Below are 16,626 nucleotides of genomic sequence, written 5' to 3' on the forward strand. Positions count from 1 at the left end.
GTTAAAGTTAATTACTCAATTTATTTAATTTAATTGGAATTAAAGCATTTAAAAAATAATTAATTAAAGTTAAAATACTGAATAACAATAATTTAATATTCAATAATGTTAAAAATTAACATATTTATAAAAATCTTCGGTATAATACATAAAATTATTACATTTAAAGCATTACAATTATTAATAATTAATGAAGTTTATAGGTTATGATGTAGGAAGCTCATCGATAAAGGCTTCCATCGTAGATGATCAGGGAAAATTAGTTGCCCATGCCAAATACCCGGAACATGAAATGTCAATAGATTCCCCAAAAGCAGGCTGGGCAGAACAAAACCCCGATGAATGGTGGCAAAATCTCCGGATTCTCACACAAAAAATAATTGCAGAGAGCAAAATCCACAAAAATGAGATTAAAGGAATTGGTATCTCCTATCAAATGCATGGATTAGTATTGATTGGAAAAGACAAACAAGTACTTTGTCCTTCAATTATATGGTGTGACAGCCGGGCTGTTGAAATTGGCGACCGGATTTTTAGTGAGATCGGAGAAAAAGAATGCATGAAAGAACTGCTTAATTCTCCGGGAAATTTCACCGCTTCCAAACTGAAATGGGTACAGGAAAATACCCCCGAGATCTATGACAAGATCTGGAAATTTATGCTTCCGGGAGATTTCATTGCATTTAAGCTTAGTGGCGAAGCAACAACTTCTGTTACAGGGCTTTCAGAAGGTATACTTTGGGATTTTGAAAAGCATAGAGTTTCAAAAACAATGTTGGAACACCTGGGAATTGAGGAATCCTTTGTCTCTGATATTGTGGAAAATTTCACTGAACAATGCTATGTTTCAAAACAGGGAGCAGAAGAAAGTGGTCTTCCCGAGGGAATTCCTGTTTATTACCGAGCCGGAGACCAACCCAATAACGCACTTTCCCTCAATGTAATGAATCTCGGAGAGATTGCCGCAACAGGCGGAACTTCCGGAGTTGTTTATGGTGTGACTGACAATATTAAATCAAAGGAATCTGTAAGAATTAACAATTTTGCCCACATTAACCACACAAAGGAACAGCCGAGAATCGGGAAAATGCTTTGCCTCAATGGTGCGGGAATTCAGTACAGCTGGCTTCGACATCAGGTGGATCAAAAAAGACACAGCTATCATGAAATTAATGATTTAGCTTCAAAAATACCGATCGGTTCCGATGGAGTTATTGTCCTGCCCTTCGGAAACGGAGCAGAGAGAGTACTGCATAATAAAGATATTGGCTCGTCTGTTTTTAACCTGAATTTTAACCGTCATAAAAGCGAGCATCTTTTCCGGGCGGGATTAGAAGGTATTGCCTTTTCTTTTGTTTACGGAACGGATATTTTAATGTCCGACGGGCTTCAGAAAGGTATTATAAAAGCAGGCGGTGACAATTTATTCCGCTCTTCTTTATTCACGCAGACCATCACTACTATTTTGGATACTGAAATAAGAATTATAGATTCCACAGGTTCTACGGGTGCAGCAAGAGCCGCAGCCATGGGATCCGGAGCATTCAAATCGCAAAATGAGATCCTGACTGACAAAGACATTTTAAAAAGCTATTATCCTGATAATAAGAACTATAACCAGTACAAGGATAGTTACGAAAAATGGAAATTAAAACTATTGCAAAATCTAAATCATTAAGAAATTTTCAAACACATTTATGCAATCGATTGCATAAATGTTATCATCTAACTAAAACTAAAATATATGGCAATTACAATGGGCAACAAAGAGTATTTCAAAGGAATTGGAAAAATTCAATTTGAAGGAAAAGAATCTGACAATCCTCTGGCTTTCAAATTTTATAACGAAAATAAAGTGATTCGAGGGAAAACGATGAAAGAATATTTCAAATTTGCAACAGCTTACTGGCATACATTCTGTGCAACGGGTGGAGATCCTTTTGGAGTGGGAACACAGCATTTTGAATGGTTAAACGCAACAGATGTTAAGCAAAGAGCAACAGAAAAAATGGATGCGGCTTTCGAATTTTTCACAAAACTAGGTGTGCCTTACTACTGTTTCCACGATTATGATTTAATTGATGAGGCGGATAATTTTAAAGAATCAACCAAAAGAATAGAATTTATAACCGATTATGCCAAAGAAAAACAGGCAGCTTCCGGAGTAAAATTACTTTGGGGAACTTCAAACTGTTTCTCCAATCCCCGATTTATGAATGGCGCAGCTACAAATCCATCCTTTGACGTATTGGCTTATGCCGGAGGACAGATTAAAAATGCCTTAGATGCAACGATTAAGCTAGGCGGAGAAAATTATGTTTTCTGGGGTGGCCGTGAAGGATACATGTCTTTACTGAACACCAACATGAAACGTGAACTTGAACATATGGCAAAGTTTCTACACATAGCAAAAGATTATGCACGTTCACAAGGGTTCAAAGGGACTTTCTTTATTGAGCCAAAACCAATGGAGCCTACGAAACATCAGTATGACTTTGATGCGGCAACCTGCTTAAACTTTCTTCGTCAATATGATTTACTGGATGATTTCAAGCTTAACCTTGAGGTCAATCACGCAACTTTAGCCCAGCATACTTTTGAACATGAATTACAAGTAGCGGCCGACAACAACGTTTTAGGAAGTATTGACGCCAACCGTGGAGATTATCAAAATGGCTGGGATACAGACCAGTTTCCTGTTGATTTATATGAAATGACGCAGGCAATGCTGGTAATTATTCAGGCAGGAGGTTTTCAGGGTGGAGGTGTAAATTTTGATGCTAAAATCAGAAGAAACTCAACAGACCTGGAAGATATTTTCATCGCTCATATCAGCGGAATGGACAATTTTGCAAGAGCTTTCCTGGCTGCAGATGCTATTTTAGAAAAATCAAAATATTCTGAGATCAGAGCTGACAGATATGCTTCTTTCAATAACGGAAAAGGTAAAGATTTTGAAGAGGGGAAATTATCTCTTACTGACCTGGCTTCCCATGCGGAAGGGCTTGGAGAAGTAGGCAGGGAAAGTGGTAAACAGGAATATCTGGAAAGTCTGATTAATCAGTATTTATAATACAAATGCCGTTAACAAAGTATCTAATTTTTAACAACTAAAACTATATGAGACTATGCAAATAATAGATTCGGGCACGAAATATTCTTCAGGAACAAAGGCAGAAATCAACATGGTATATGTCACCATGCTTACATTGGTTGCCACTTTGGGAGGGCTTTTGTTCGGATATGATACAGCCGTTATTTCGGGGGCAGAAAAGTCCATTCAGGAATATTTAATTATCCCATTGGGACTGAGTTCATTGGCTCATGGAGCCACTATTTCCAGTGCATTGATAGGGTGTGTCATCGGAGGGGTTGTTTCCGGATATTTTTCAACCAGATTAGGAAGGAAAAAATCACTGATGGTAGCTGCATTTTTATTTTTCATCAGTGCCTTGGGAGCTGCTTATCCTGAATTTTTATTTTTTAAGCAGGGTGAACAATCATTGGGTGTTTTGCTGGCTTTTAACTTTTATAGAATTATTGGAGGAATTGGTGTTGGTCTTGCTTCCGCGGTTTGCCCGATGTATATTGGAGAAATAGCCCCTGCTGAAGTTCGTGGAAGATTGGTTTCTCTAAATCAGTTTGCCATAATTTTTGGGATGCTGGTAGTATATTTTGTCAACTGGGGTATTGCCGACGGAAAATCAGTAGAATGGATCAACGATATCGGCTGGCGTTATATGTTTTTATCCCTGACAATTCCGGCTGCCTTATTCGGGATTTTACTGTTTTTTGTTCCGGAAACTCCCCGATATTTAACCTTAACTAAAAAAGATGATGAAGCGCTTAAAATTTTAACAAAAATTAATGGGCAGCTTAGAGGACATGAAATTTTTCAGGAAATTAAGGGAACTGTTGCTCAACATAAAAGTGAGCTTTTTACATTCGGGAAAACAGTTATTATTATTGGAATTTTACTTTCTGTTTTTCAGCAGTTTGTGGGAATTAATGTAGCTTTATACTATGCTCCGAGGATTTTTGAGAGCATGGGTGTTCACAAAGATGCTTCAATGCTGCAAACTGTTGTTATGGGATTGGTTAACGTTATCTTTACAGTGGTTGCTATTTTCACGGTTGATAAATGGGGAAGAAAACCATTACTGATCGTAGGGTCCATAGGAATGGCAATGGGAATGTTTGCCATTGCCATTTTCTCTTATTTGCATATTATCGGAATTGCAACTTTGGTTTTCATCATCATCTATACCGCATCTTTTATGATGTCCTGGGGACCGATTTGTTGGGTTTTGATCTCAGAACTTTTTCCTAATAAAATCAGGGGGGCAGCGATTGCAGTTGCAGTTGCAGCTCAATGGGCCGCCAATTACCTGATCTCCTCCACCTATCCTTTTATGATGGAGTTTAGCGGAGCTTTTACTTATGGTTTTTACGGAGTGATGAGTGTTTTATCACTGTTTTTTGTATGGAAAATGGTTCCGGAAACTAAAGGGAAATCTTTGGAGGAAATTGAAAAACTTTGGAAAAGTTAATTATTTTTTAGATCAATAGTTAGCCATGGGGACATCGGTTTTCGGTGTCCTTTGGTTAAACTAACCGATCTTTTTTATCATTAAATCAAATTTTTGTTGTTAATAAGCTTGATTCCAGCGAATTCGGTTTTTATTTTAGATAAAAACTCAACCCTATCTCAATAAAAATTAGCCAATTCAATATTTTTTAGGCTTAATCTGATTTTAATCACTCTTAATCTTGTATAAAATCTCAATATTTCCTTTTTGATAGACATAATTTGATTAAATTTACGACTATAATGTATGTTATCCCAGACATACCCAAAACTTCAGAAAAAGCATGTATGAATAAGAAAAATGCCACAATATATGACATCTCGAAAAAGCTTAACGTAAGTGTGGCAACTGTTTCCAGAGCATTGAACGACCATCCGAGAATAAGCCAGGCAACGAAAGATTTGGTAAAGAAAACGGCCAAAGAAATGAACTACAAACAAAATAACCTTGCCAAAGCTCTGAAAAGCGGGGAAACAAAAAACGTAGGAATTATTGTGCCTTATATTAATACCAATTTCTTTTCATCCGTAATCCGTGGAATTGAAGAAGAGCTTTCTCCACATGGTTATCATGTAATTATCTGCCAGAGCCATGAAGATGTAAATATTGAAAAAAGACACTTAAATACTTTGCTTAATGCTCAGGTTGATGGGATTTTCATGTCTGTTTCCAAAACGACTATTGATACCGAACATATTCAGAATATTCTGAGTTCCACCAATACTCCTATTATATTTTTTGACCGTAAAAAGGATATTTCAGGAATAAGTACAGTAACTATTGATGATTATCGCGGTGGTTATATGGCGACTGAACATCTGATTAATGAAGGGTACCGAAATATTTGCCATTTCTCCGGAGACTTAAATCTGGAAATTTATGAGAACCGTCTGAAAGGTTACAAACAGGCTTTAATGGACCATAATTTAAGCATAAAAGAAGAAAATATTATCACAACAGGAAGTTCAATCGATGAAGGAATTGATGCGGTTAAAAAACTTTGGGATAAAAAATCTGTTCCGGATGCCATCTTTTCATCCAGTGATTTTGCTGCGTTAGGTGCTTGCCAGGAACTGAAAAAACGTAAAATCAAAATCCCACAGGAAGTTGCTGTTATTGGCTTTTCTAATGAACCTTTTACACAATTTATGGAGCTTCCGATAAGTTCTGTAGATCAGACTCCCCTGACGATGGGGAAAATGGCAGGACAGGTTTTTATTGAAAGCGTGAAAGAGAATAATTCCGGGGTTTCTATTGAGAAAAAAGTGGTTTTGGCACCACAGCTTTATATCAGGAAGTCTTCAAAAAGGAAGTGATTTTCTTTTGTCTTGAAATCAACGATTCGACATAGTCAAACAAAAGAAACAAAAATTCAAGACCTGGAAACTGCCGCTAAAAATTAAAACTTAATCCTAAAGTTCCCAAACTTGCGCGAATTTGCTATCTGTTCTTCGGTTCAAAAATTGTCTCGTGCATCGAACAGTGGGAATTTTTTAACGGATTAATTTTTAATTTTTCTTAACGCTCTATTTTCCTATGTCGTTAATGTCTCAGTTTGCCATTCTAAAGTAATCTCAGCATTCTTAAGTTTTGGGCAAAGCCAATCGGATTGTATATTCTTAGGCGGACAAAAGTCCGCTCCTAATGATTAAAAACATTATGTTTGTTCGTGAAAATATTTGTTTCATTTGTGTTTAAACTTAATTTACTCCAAAAGAAAATGCTTCCCACATCCTGTTGAAAGCATTTTCAAATCTAATAATTTATATATAAAAACAAGAACTATAAACTTACGCCCCGTCTCCAAGGGATAAAATCGTTCTGATTGAGAATTGCCGCTTTGGTTTTTACCTGTCCGCTGGCAACTTCTATGATAAATTCTAACAATTCTTCTGCTTTTTCGTCTATTGACTTTTCCCCTGTAATCACGTCTCCTGTATTGAAATCGATGATATCCGGCATTCTTTCTGATAACGATGTATTTGATGAAATTTTCACTACGGGAACCACAGGATTTCCTGTAGGAGTCCCCAGACCTGTTGTGAATAAAACAACATTGGAACCTGAGCCCACTAAAGCTGTAGTACATTCCACGTCATTTCCAGGTGTACACAATAAATTTAAGCCCGGTTCTTTGATGTATTCTGTAAAATCGAGTACATCATTTATTGGCGATGAACCTCCTTTTTTAGCTGCTCCTGCAGATTTCATGGCATCTGTTATTAAGCCATCTTTAATATTCCCCGGTGACGGATTCATATCAAAGCCAGATCCTGCAGCAACAACTGAATTTTCAAAATCTTTCATCAATTGTAAAAATCTTTCTGCATCTTCTTCCTTTACGCAACGGTTGACAAGCTCCTGCTCCACTCCACATAACTCCGGGAATTCTGAAAGAATAGTTGAACCTCCGATTCCAGCCATTAAATCTGACAGTTGTCCTAAAACCGGGTTTGCAGAAATACCTGAGAAACCGTCTGAACCACCGCATTCCAACCCTAAAACAAGTTTAGAAAGGGATGCTGGTTTTCTTTCTATTTCATTAGCGTGTTTGATGGCTTCATAAGAATCTTTAATAATTCCGCTTAACATTTCATCTACCGTTCCGGACTTTTGCTGTTCGTAAACGATGATTGGCTTTTTATTATCCGGACTGATTTTTTCCAAGGCATCTTTAAAGATCTGAACCTGTAAATTCTGACAACCCAAGCTTAAAACGGTTGCTCCGGCTACATTCGGATTGTTAACATATCCTGCCAGCAATCTTCCCAATGCCTCGGCATCCTGACGAATTCCGCCACAACCTCCCTGGTGTGTAATGAATTTAACTACAATATTTTTAAATATTCTTGAATCCTGCTCTTCTTCAACAGCAGCTTCCGTTTCAGAATTATTGATTAATGATCTTAACAATAACTGATGTTTTGTCACTTTTTCAAACAACAGTTCTTTTTCAAAAACATCCTTTAAAATCTCAACATTTCTGTTTTCACAAAAAACCAGCGGAAAAAATAACCAGACATTTTCTGTTCCCACCTGTCCGTCGTCGCGGTGATAGCCCATAAATGTTTTATCTTTCCATTTATCAACATTGGGAGCGGTCCAGGTAGTGGTTTCTGTTTTACCTCCTACTTTTGCGCTTTGATGTTTTACGTTTTCAGTGGTAATCACCTCTCCTTTCCGGATCGGCAGGCTGGCTTTTCCCACCAAAACTCCGTACATGATAATAGAATCACCTACGGTAATATCTTCGGTCACGAATTTATGTTTCGCCTTCGTGTCTTTTATAATTTCATAAGTAAGTTCACCCAAAGTAACCGTTTCTCCCCGCGCCAGATCTACCAGTGCCACCGCTACATTATCCTTGGGATTTACTTTTAATACTTTCTTTTGCATTTTTCCTAAGAATAAAATTGTATAAAGTTGTGATACGCAATTTCTACATCGTTGTGGTCTATTTCCCACAAAGCTTTTGCTACTGCATCTTTCAGTCCGCCAACCTGAGTAAGGTCTATATCCCAGAAAGTGGTTTCGCTTAATGATAATTCTGCAACTTTCCCATAATCTCCGTTTGTCCAGATTTCTTTGAATTGAGCAACAATGGATTCTTCATCATTAATTGGCAAAGATTTTTCACCAAAATTTCCCTGATAGAATCTGATTAAGCTTGCCAAAGAGAATACCAGATTTAGTGGTAATTTTTGATTAATTTCAACGTAACCCAGCAAACTCGGAAGGATTCTTACTTTAAATTTAGAAACAAAATACAGTGCAATGCTCGCCTGATAATGCTTAATAAAAGGATTTCTGAATCTGTCAAAAACTTCTTCTGCAAAATCTTTCAGTTCCGTTTCATCAAGACCTAACGTCGGATTTACTTCATTAAAAATGGTTTCCCTTAAAAACTTCCCGATAAATGCATCGTCAATAGATTCTTTTACCGTTTCCTTTCCTGATAAAATTGCCGGAGCCAACATTAAGGTATGACCGCCATTAAGGATTCTCACTTTTCTCAAACGGTACGGCTGAATATCATCAACCACCAAAATCTGTTCATTAATTTTATCGAAAGGAATTCTCTCTTTTACATTTCCGGCATCCTGAATTACCCAAAGTAAGAATGTTTCAGAAACAACCATCATCTGATCTTCATAATCCAACTGATCTTCGTATGATTCTGCGTCATCTTTCGGATACCCCGGAACAATCCTGTCGACCAATGTATTATGGAAGTAATTACTTTGATTAATCCATTGTGCAAAATCAGGATCTAAATTCCAAAGTCGGGCATACTTCAGGATCATATCTCTCAATACAAACGCATTGTCTTCAATCAATTCGCAAGGAATAATTCTCACGCCTTTACCTGCAGCTCCGTTGAAATGTTTGAATCTCTCGTGTAATAAAACCGTTAGTTTTGCAGGAAAATTCTTGTGCGGACCAATGTAATTATTTTCTGATTCGTCATAAGAAATTCCTGTTTCTGTTGTGTTTGAGAAGATAAATTCTAATTCCTCTTCTTTCGCCAACGCTAAGAATTCATCATAATTTGTATAAGGATTAATCGACTTCTGAATCGCAGAAATTACCTGTTTTGTATCAATAATTTCCCCTTTTTTAATTCCCCTTGAGAAAAGCGTGTATAGATTACCCTGTTCTTCCAATTTATGAACTGAGCCGCCCGCTGTTGGCTGAACGTTTACAATTCCGGCATTGAATCCCGCTTCTTTATTTAATTTATCAATGACATAATCTGTGAATCCTCTCATAAAATTTCCGCCTCCAAACTGTATTATTTTAATAGGAAGTTTTTCCTGAGAATTGTTTAATTCACGATTTAATTTTTGTTTTGTCTGATTTTCCATCTTTCTAATTTGAATTAAATGATATTTTTAATTCTATAAAATTTTTAATGCAAAGTCCGCAAGTTTTTTTTGCTAACATGCTGTATACTTTTTAAGCTTCAAAGGCGTTTCACTCAGCGAAGAACGCTAATTTTAACCAAGATTTTTTTTCTACTGACTTATCACTTTATATTTTGGAACCAATATTTTCATTACTGTCCATGCGATAAGATATGCTACGGCACAGGCTGAAAATATGATCATGTAGCCCTTGTCGATTCCGTCTACAACTACTGATCCTGATTTTTCCAACTGCTCAAAAAATCCGTCGGGTAATCTTTCGTTGATGTATTGAGGGTATTTTTCCAATAAAGGAATTCCGTCAACCGTGGACCAGGCTTTATGAGCATGATCGAACAATACGCCTGAAGATTTATTAATAATGAATGAACCAATTCCACCCGCCATTCCGCCAATTCCGGTAATGGTTGCAATAGCTTTTTTCGGAAACATATCGCCTACTGTCGAAAAAATATTTGCCGACCAGGCCTGATGTGCTGCTCCTGCAATTCCGATAATTAAAACCGGAATCCAATACGTTAACGAACCTAAAGGTTGTGCTAAAAGGGCCAACAAAGGAAAAAATGCGAAAATCAGCATTGCTTTCATTCTTCCTGAGTAAGCATTCATGCCTTTCTTTTCCACAAAATATTTTGGAAGCCAACCGCCGATGATTGACAATAAAGTAATCATATAAAGAACGAATAATGGTAATGCACTTTGTGTAGAATCCATTTTGTAAACGGAGCTTAAATAAGCCGGAGTCCAGAATAAAAAGAACCACCAAACGCCGTCTGTCATAAATTTTCCAAAGACAAAAGCCCAGGTCTGTCTGTAACTGAAACATTCTTTGAAAGTGAACTTTTTTTCTTCTGCCTTCACAGTATTTTCTTCAGCAGCAAAGTCTTCCTGATCCTGCTGAATATAGGTTAATTCATGCTCGTTAACTTTATGATGTTCGTGAGGTTTTTTGTAGTAGAAAATCCATAATCCCATCCATACAAATCCCAACGCTCCAATGATGATAAATGCCCATTCCCATCCCATGGCTTTTGCAATAAAAGGAATGGTAACCGGAGCTGCCAAAGCCCCAACCGTTGCTCCTGCATTGAAAATACTTGTTGCTAAAGCTCTGTCTTTTTTAGGGAAATATTCCGCTGTAGTTTTAATTGCTGCCGGGAAATTTCCTGCTTCACCAATAGCCAATACGAAACGTGCAAAAATAAATAGCGTTACACTCGTACTGATGATGGCAGAGGTATTGGAAACTGTAGAAATCAATTCTTTAGATCCGTGAAAGCCTGCCAACCAGTTTCCGGTAAGAATTCCTGAAGTTGCAATTCCGCAAAATGCATGTAAAACTGCACCGACAGACCAGATTCCGATTGCCCACAGGAAACCTTTTTTAGTATCCATCCAATCGACAAATTTTCCAGCGAAAAGCATTCCTACTGCATAGAAAATAGAGAATAATGCCGTGATATTTCCATAATCATTATTGTTCCAGTGAAATTCCGGTGCGATAAAATCTTTCCACGTCAAAGATAAAACCTGACGATCAAGATAATTGATTGTTGTTGCAATGAACAGCAAAAAGCATATCGTCCATCTGAAGTTGCTCGGTTTAAGAGACTTAACTGAACTCATATTAATTTTAGAATTAGTTTTGTTTGAATGTTTTTAAGATGTTTCACTCAGCCAGGATCACAAGGTGTTTCCAGCTTTCTTACTCATTATTATTTTAAAGTCTGAATAATTTCCAGCACTTTTACCGTTTCATTTTCTATAGTTGTATAGTCTTTAGCAAGCATTAATTCTTTGCTTACCAATTTGCTTCCCATTCCTACTGCTGAAACACCGGCTTTAAACCAGCTTTCGATGCTTTCTTTAGTGGTATCTACTCCACCCGTCGGCATAAATTTCAGATTGGGGAAAACATCTTTGATCGCACTCATAAATCCGGTTCCTAATGCGTTCCCGGGGAATAGTTTAATGAAAGTAACGCCAGCATTTTCAGCTTCGATAATTTCAGTCGGCGTCATACAACCCGGACTGTACAACAGATCTTTCGGAATCAAAAATTCTGCAACCTCAGCTACGAAACCCGGACTGATAAAGAAATCTGCTCCTACTTTATAGTATTCTTCAGTTTGTTTTATATTTTTTATTGTGCCAATTCCCAACAGCATTTCCGGCATTTCTGCATTACGGATTTCTACCATTTTTGTAAAATTACTTAACGCAGCATCACCACGGCTTGTATATTCCACTGCACGAACTCCTGCTTTGTAAAGTGATCTCAGTATTTCCAGAGTTACTGTTTCATCAGCATTATAGTATAGAGGCAAAACCCCTTGGTTGATGATCGTATTTGTAACCAATTGAATTTTTGTCATTTTGTTGAATTACTTTGTTGAAAATAATCATTGAAGGGGTTTTATCCATCCTTTAGTATGCTGTCCCTTCAAAATTTTATCTTAATCTTTTGTTTTTAATGCGAAGGGCGCAAAGATTTTCTTTTTAGTGCTTGATGTATATTTTCAAGTTCGCAAAGGCGTTTCACTCAGCGAAGTCTACATTTTTTTAGTTTTATCAACAAGCCAATTGCCAAAAGTCAGCTATCTTTTTATTCTTCCGCCTGAACCTCCGTTCATGACTTCCAGAATATCTTCGACACTACTGTAATTGATGTCCCCTAATATGGTATGTTTTATCGCACAGGCTGCATTAGCGAATTTCAATGCTTTTTCGTCATCAAAATTGATTAACCCATAGATCAAACCTGCTGCAAAAGCATCTCCTGTCCCAATTCTATCGACCACAGGATTAACTTCCAACAATTCAGTTTCAAAATAGTTATCGCCAACTAAAGCTCTTCCCTGTGTTTGTTGAGAACTTGCTGTAACACCAATTCTTATTTTGTCGAAAATTTTATGAATAGAAGGAATTTGCTGTTTTAATTCTTTACATGCTTCAATAAAGCCTTCTTTATCTGAGGGAAACTGAGTTCCGAGAATTTCATTAATTTCATTCACTCCACCGATAAAAATCGTTGAATAAGAAATCAGTTCTTTCAAAACTTCGTTTCCGTTTTTACCGTATTTCCAAAGGTTTGAACGGTAAGCAGGATCGGTTGTAATTTCGATTCCCAATTCACGGGCTGTTTGTAAACCTTCTTTCAGGCTTTTATAAGCGGCTTCGGAAATTCCTGGGCTTATGCCTGTCCAATGGAAATACTGGCAGCCTTCAAGGGCTTTTTTCCAGTCAATCTGTTCAGGCTTACTATTGGCAAAAGAACCGTTCAGTCTATTGTAAGCAATTCTGCTGGCACGAACTGATGAGCCTACTTCTAAAAAGTACAAACCTAAAGGATGTTCATTTTTGTTGATAAATGCGGTGTCAATCCCAAAACTTTTAATGAAGGAAATGGCCGATTCACCTACAAAATCATCAGAAACGCTGCTGATATGTCTTACACCACAACCCATTGTTGCCAATGAAGATGCTACATTAAGCTCCGTTCCGCCGAAAAAGAATTCCATTTCATGGCTTTGCTTCATGGTTCTATTTCCGGGTGGTGAAAGTCGCATGATGACTTCCCCGAATGTGACTATTTTGCTGCTCATTTTTTTTATCAACCTTTAATTTTTTTAAATCATTAAGATTTATTGAAGAGATTATGTAGAATTAATTTGACTTTTTATTAATTCAGCTTAATCTTTTCAATTTATTTAATGATTTAAATCTATTTTTACCTCTTGCAAATTGAGATTATTATGTTAAAAAAACGGTATAATCAGCTCAATCTGCGAGAGATTTTTATTTAATTTGAAATTTAAAAATCAAAATAATTTTTTGCGTTATGATAACAAATATCTGAAATGGTCTTACCAATCAGTTCGATATCATCAGGTAATTCACCGTTTTTCATTTCTTCTCCGAAAAGATTACACAATACTCTTCTGAAATATTCATGTCTCGGGAAAGAAAGAAAACTTCTGGAATCTGTCAGCATTCCAACGAAACAGCTGATCAACCCCATGTTTGAAAGGGCATTCATCTGCTTGATCATACCGTCTTTCTGATCAAGAAACCACCATCCTGATCCGAACTGTACTTTTCCTTTGATGCTTCCATCATTGAAATTCCCAATCATTGTCGCAAAAATCTCATTGTCAGCAGGATTTAAATTGTATAAAATGGTTTTTGTTAACTTATCTTTTCCGTCTAATGTATTCAGTAATTTAGACAGGGTTTCAGCCTGAACGAAGTCACCTATAGAATCCCATCCCGTATCAGGACCAAGAATTCTGTGCATTCTTTCATTATTATTTCTCAATGCTCCAAGATGAAACTGCTGAACCCAACCATATTTGTGGTACGCTTCTCCTAAAAATAATAAAATGGCAGTTTTGAATTGATTCACCTGCTTTTCAGCAATTACTTTTCCTGAAATTTTATCATTAAAAATTGCGTTTACTTCCGCTTGTGAAGCTTCTTCAAAAGAAATATTATTTAATCCGTGGTCGCACAATCTGCAGCCGTTTTCATGGAAGTATTCAATTCTTTTGATTAAAGCATCACATAAAGTATGATAGGAATTAATTTCAATTCCGGCAGATTCGCCTAATCTTGAAATATAATCCGCAAAGTTGTGATTTTCAATTAAAATTGCTTTATCAGGACGGAAAGCAGTACTTACTTTAATGGTGAAATCGCTTTTTGCTAGATCCTGGTGATAATTCAATAGATCTGTAGGATCTTCCGTAGTGCACAGAGATTCAACATTCATCATTTTTAATAAGCCTCTTGTTGATTTTTCAGGAGTATGAAGCTGAGCGGTGATATTTTCGTAGATTTCCGATGCGTTGTCTGCATTTAACAATTCATCAATTTCGAAATATCTTTTTAATTCCAGATGTGTCCAGTGGTACAAAGGATTTCTCAATGTATACGGAACTGTTTTTGCCCATGCCTCAAATTTTTCTTTATCTGAAGCGTCCCCTGTGATGAATTTTTCGTTCACTCCCATGGTACGCATGGCTCTCCATTTGTAATGGTCACCTGCAATCCAAACCTTTGAGATGTTATCGAAAACAGTGTCTTCCGCAATATCTTTAGGAATCAAATGATTATGATAATCAATGATGGGTTGTTTTTCCGCGTATCTGAAGTATAATTCTTCTGCGTACTTATTTTGTAATAAAAAGTTATCTGTAATAAAAGGTTTCATTCTAATCTGATTCTGTTGTTACTCATTAGCAGGCTTCCCGATGGTTGCCAAAATACCTCCATCCACGTAGATGATCTGTCCGTTGATGAATCTGCTTGCGTCAGAAGCTAAGAAAATAGCTGTTCCTGCAAGATCTTCCGGATTACCCCATCTTCCTTCCGGAGTTCTGCTGATGATAAAGTCATTAAAAGGATGTCCATCTACCCGGATTGGTTCTGTCTGAGAAGTCGCAAAATATCCGGGACCGATTCCGTTTACCTGAATATTGTGTTTTGCCCATTCTGTCGCCAGATTTTTGGTAAGCATTTTAAGGCCGCCTTTTGCAGAAGCATAGGCTACTACATTGTCACGTCCCAGTTCACTCATCATCGAGCAGATGTTGATGATCTTACCGGATCTTCTTTTGATCATGTATTTGCCAACTAATTTCGACATGATAAAAGGTCCTGTAAGGTCTACATCGATTACTTTTCTAAAGTCTTCCACTTCCATGTCGATTGCCGGAATACGTTTGATAATTCCTGCATTGTTGACAAGGATGTCAATTTTTCCATGGGCAGCTTCCATTAAAGCTACTTTCTGAGCGGCTTCCAGCTCGTCTGTCACATCAAAAAGATAACCGGTTGCTTTATACCCTTTTGAATGATAGTAGTTTAAAGCTTCTTCTAATTTTGACGGTGTTGTACCTGTGATCGCCAGTTCAGCACCTGCAGCGGCAAGACCTTCTGCCATTGCCATTCCTAATCCGTGAGTACCGCCTGTAACGACTGCTACTTTACCGGATAAATCAAATAAATTCATTGGAAAAATTACTTTAGTTCGTTAGTTTTGATACCGTCCATATCACCGTAGTCCATATTTTCTCCGGCCATACCCCAGATAAAAGTATAATTGGAAGTTCCGACTCCTGAGTGGATAGACCATTCCGGAGACAATACCGCCTGTCTGTTGGTCATAAAAATATGACGCGTTTCATCAGGTTGTCCCATGAAGTGGCTTACTGTCTGCCCTTCTTCCAGATCAAAATAGAAATAGGCTTCCATTCTTCTGGTGTGAGTATGCGCAGGCATTGTATTCCAAACGCTTCCAGGGTGAAGTTCCGTCATTCCCATTTGAAGTTGGCAGGTTTCCAGTACAGAATTTACAATCAGTTTATTGATCGTACGCTTGTTGGCATATTTCTCTTCACCCAATTCTACAATTTCGGCTTCACTTTTCGTGATTTTTTTAGTTGGATAAGTATGATGTGCGGGCGCTGAATTGATATAAAAATAAGGTTGTGCATCACCTGATTTTTCAAAAACTACTTCTTTAGCTCCTTTCCCGATGTATAAAGCTTCTTTGTTTCCTAGCTCATATACGTCACCGTCTACTGTTACTTTTCCGGCACCACCAACGTTGATGATTCCCAACTCTCTTCTGTCAAGAAAATGCTGGGCTTTCAAATCGTCCGTAGGTTCCAGCTTCAAAGCCTGTGCTAAAGGCATAATACCTCCTACAATCAGCCTGTCATACATAGAATAGACTAATTTTATCTTATCTTCATTAAATAAATCATTGATTAGAAACTCCCTCCTAAGATCTTCAGTGGTATACTTTTTTACATCTTCGGGATGATGGGCGTAACGAAATTCTGATTGTGACATACTACTTTATACTTTTCTTTTGTGGTTTTATCAAAACCTGTTAAACATTGTGTAATCGATTGCATAAAATTACACTAAAATCTGATAGAAATACTTGTGGGATAAATATATAATTATTCTTTAATTAGTTAACAAAAAATTAATTCAAATCCATAAATAACTAATTTACAGCCTATTAATTTTAAAAACAATATGAAAAATGGGAAAATATCTAGGAAATTGCATGGATAATATTAACCAAATTTAATGTTTAA

The 16,626-nt window shown here is 37.0% G+C and carries 12 protein-coding genes; 4 read left to right on the top strand and 8 right to left on the bottom strand.

Annotated elements, in window-relative coordinates; translation table 11 throughout:
- Positions 1 to 190: 190 nt before the first annotated feature.
- From SFA27_RS14215 to SFA27_RS14230, 4 genes are all read left to right on the top strand, one after another.
- Complete coding sequence (locus SFA27_RS14215) at positions 191 to 1,678, top strand: xylulokinase (protein WP_407292938.1); 1,488 nt, start codon at positions 191 to 193, stop codon at positions 1,676 to 1,678.
- A 66-nt stretch (positions 1,679 to 1,744) separates the two neighbouring features.
- Positions 1,745 to 3,073, top strand: coding sequence for a xylose isomerase (gene xylA, locus SFA27_RS14220; protein WP_407292940.1), 1,329 nt, complete (start codon positions 1,745 to 1,747; stop codon positions 3,071 to 3,073).
- A 55-nt stretch (positions 3,074 to 3,128) separates the two neighbouring features.
- On the top strand, positions 3,129 to 4,550 hold the full coding sequence (gene xylE, locus SFA27_RS14225) for a D-xylose transporter XylE (protein WP_407292943.1): 1,422 nt from the start codon (positions 3,129 to 3,131) through the stop codon (positions 4,548 to 4,550).
- Between the two features lie 326 nt (positions 4,551 to 4,876).
- Positions 4,877 to 5,905, top strand: a complete 1,029-nt coding sequence (locus SFA27_RS14230; protein ID WP_213278829.1) for a LacI family DNA-binding transcriptional regulator — start codon at positions 4,877 to 4,879, stop codon at positions 5,903 to 5,905.
- A gap of 466 nt (positions 5,906 to 6,371) precedes the next feature.
- On the opposite strand, the gene SFA27_RS14235 is transcribed toward SFA27_RS14230, so the two are convergent.
- The 8 genes from SFA27_RS14235 to kduI all read right to left on the bottom strand — a co-directional run bounded on the left by SFA27_RS14235 (position 6,372) and on the right by kduI (position 16,372).
- Positions 6,372 to 7,985: a UxaA family hydrolase gene (locus SFA27_RS14235; protein ID WP_407292945.1), complete on the bottom strand. Its 1,614-nt coding sequence runs from the start codon at positions 7,983 to 7,985 to the stop codon at positions 6,372 to 6,374.
- Between the two features lie 5 nt (positions 7,986 to 7,990).
- Complete coding sequence (locus SFA27_RS14240; RefSeq protein ID WP_213278827.1) at positions 7,991 to 9,454, bottom strand: tagaturonate reductase; 1,464 nt, start codon at positions 9,452 to 9,454, stop codon at positions 7,991 to 7,993.
- Positions 9,455 to 9,604: 150 nt separating this feature from the next.
- Positions 9,605 to 11,140, bottom strand: a complete 1,536-nt coding sequence (locus tag SFA27_RS14245) for an MFS transporter (RefSeq protein WP_213278826.1) — start codon at positions 11,138 to 11,140, stop codon at positions 9,605 to 9,607.
- An 89-nt stretch (positions 11,141 to 11,229) separates the two neighbouring features.
- Positions 11,230 to 11,889, bottom strand: a complete 660-nt coding sequence (locus tag SFA27_RS14250; RefSeq protein ID WP_264518247.1) for a bifunctional 4-hydroxy-2-oxoglutarate aldolase/2-dehydro-3-deoxy-phosphogluconate aldolase — start codon at positions 11,887 to 11,889, stop codon at positions 11,230 to 11,232.
- A 222-nt stretch (positions 11,890 to 12,111) separates the two neighbouring features.
- On the bottom strand, positions 12,112 to 13,119 hold the full coding sequence (locus SFA27_RS14255) for a sugar kinase (protein ID WP_213278824.1): 1,008 nt from the start codon (positions 13,117 to 13,119) through the stop codon (positions 12,112 to 12,114).
- Positions 13,120 to 13,328: 209 nt separating this feature from the next.
- Entirely contained in the window at positions 13,329 to 14,726 is a 1,398-nt protein-coding gene (gene uxaC, locus SFA27_RS14260) for a glucuronate isomerase (RefSeq protein ID WP_213278823.1), read from the bottom strand.
- Between the two features lie 18 nt (positions 14,727 to 14,744).
- Positions 14,745 to 15,527 (bottom strand): gluconate 5-dehydrogenase, encoded by a 783-nt coding sequence (locus SFA27_RS14265; RefSeq protein WP_407292949.1) that lies wholly within the window; start codon positions 15,525 to 15,527, stop codon positions 14,745 to 14,747.
- Between the two features lie 8 nt (positions 15,528 to 15,535).
- On the bottom strand, positions 15,536 to 16,372 hold the full coding sequence (gene kduI, locus SFA27_RS14270; RefSeq protein ID WP_213278821.1) for a 5-dehydro-4-deoxy-D-glucuronate isomerase: 837 nt from the start codon (positions 16,370 to 16,372) through the stop codon (positions 15,536 to 15,538).
- Positions 16,373 to 16,626: the final 254 nt, after the last annotated feature.

The sequence above is a fragment of the Chryseobacterium sp. HR92 genome, from assembly GCF_045689405.1.
Lineage (GTDB): Bacteria > Bacteroidota > Bacteroidia > Flavobacteriales > Weeksellaceae > Chryseobacterium > Chryseobacterium viscerum_A.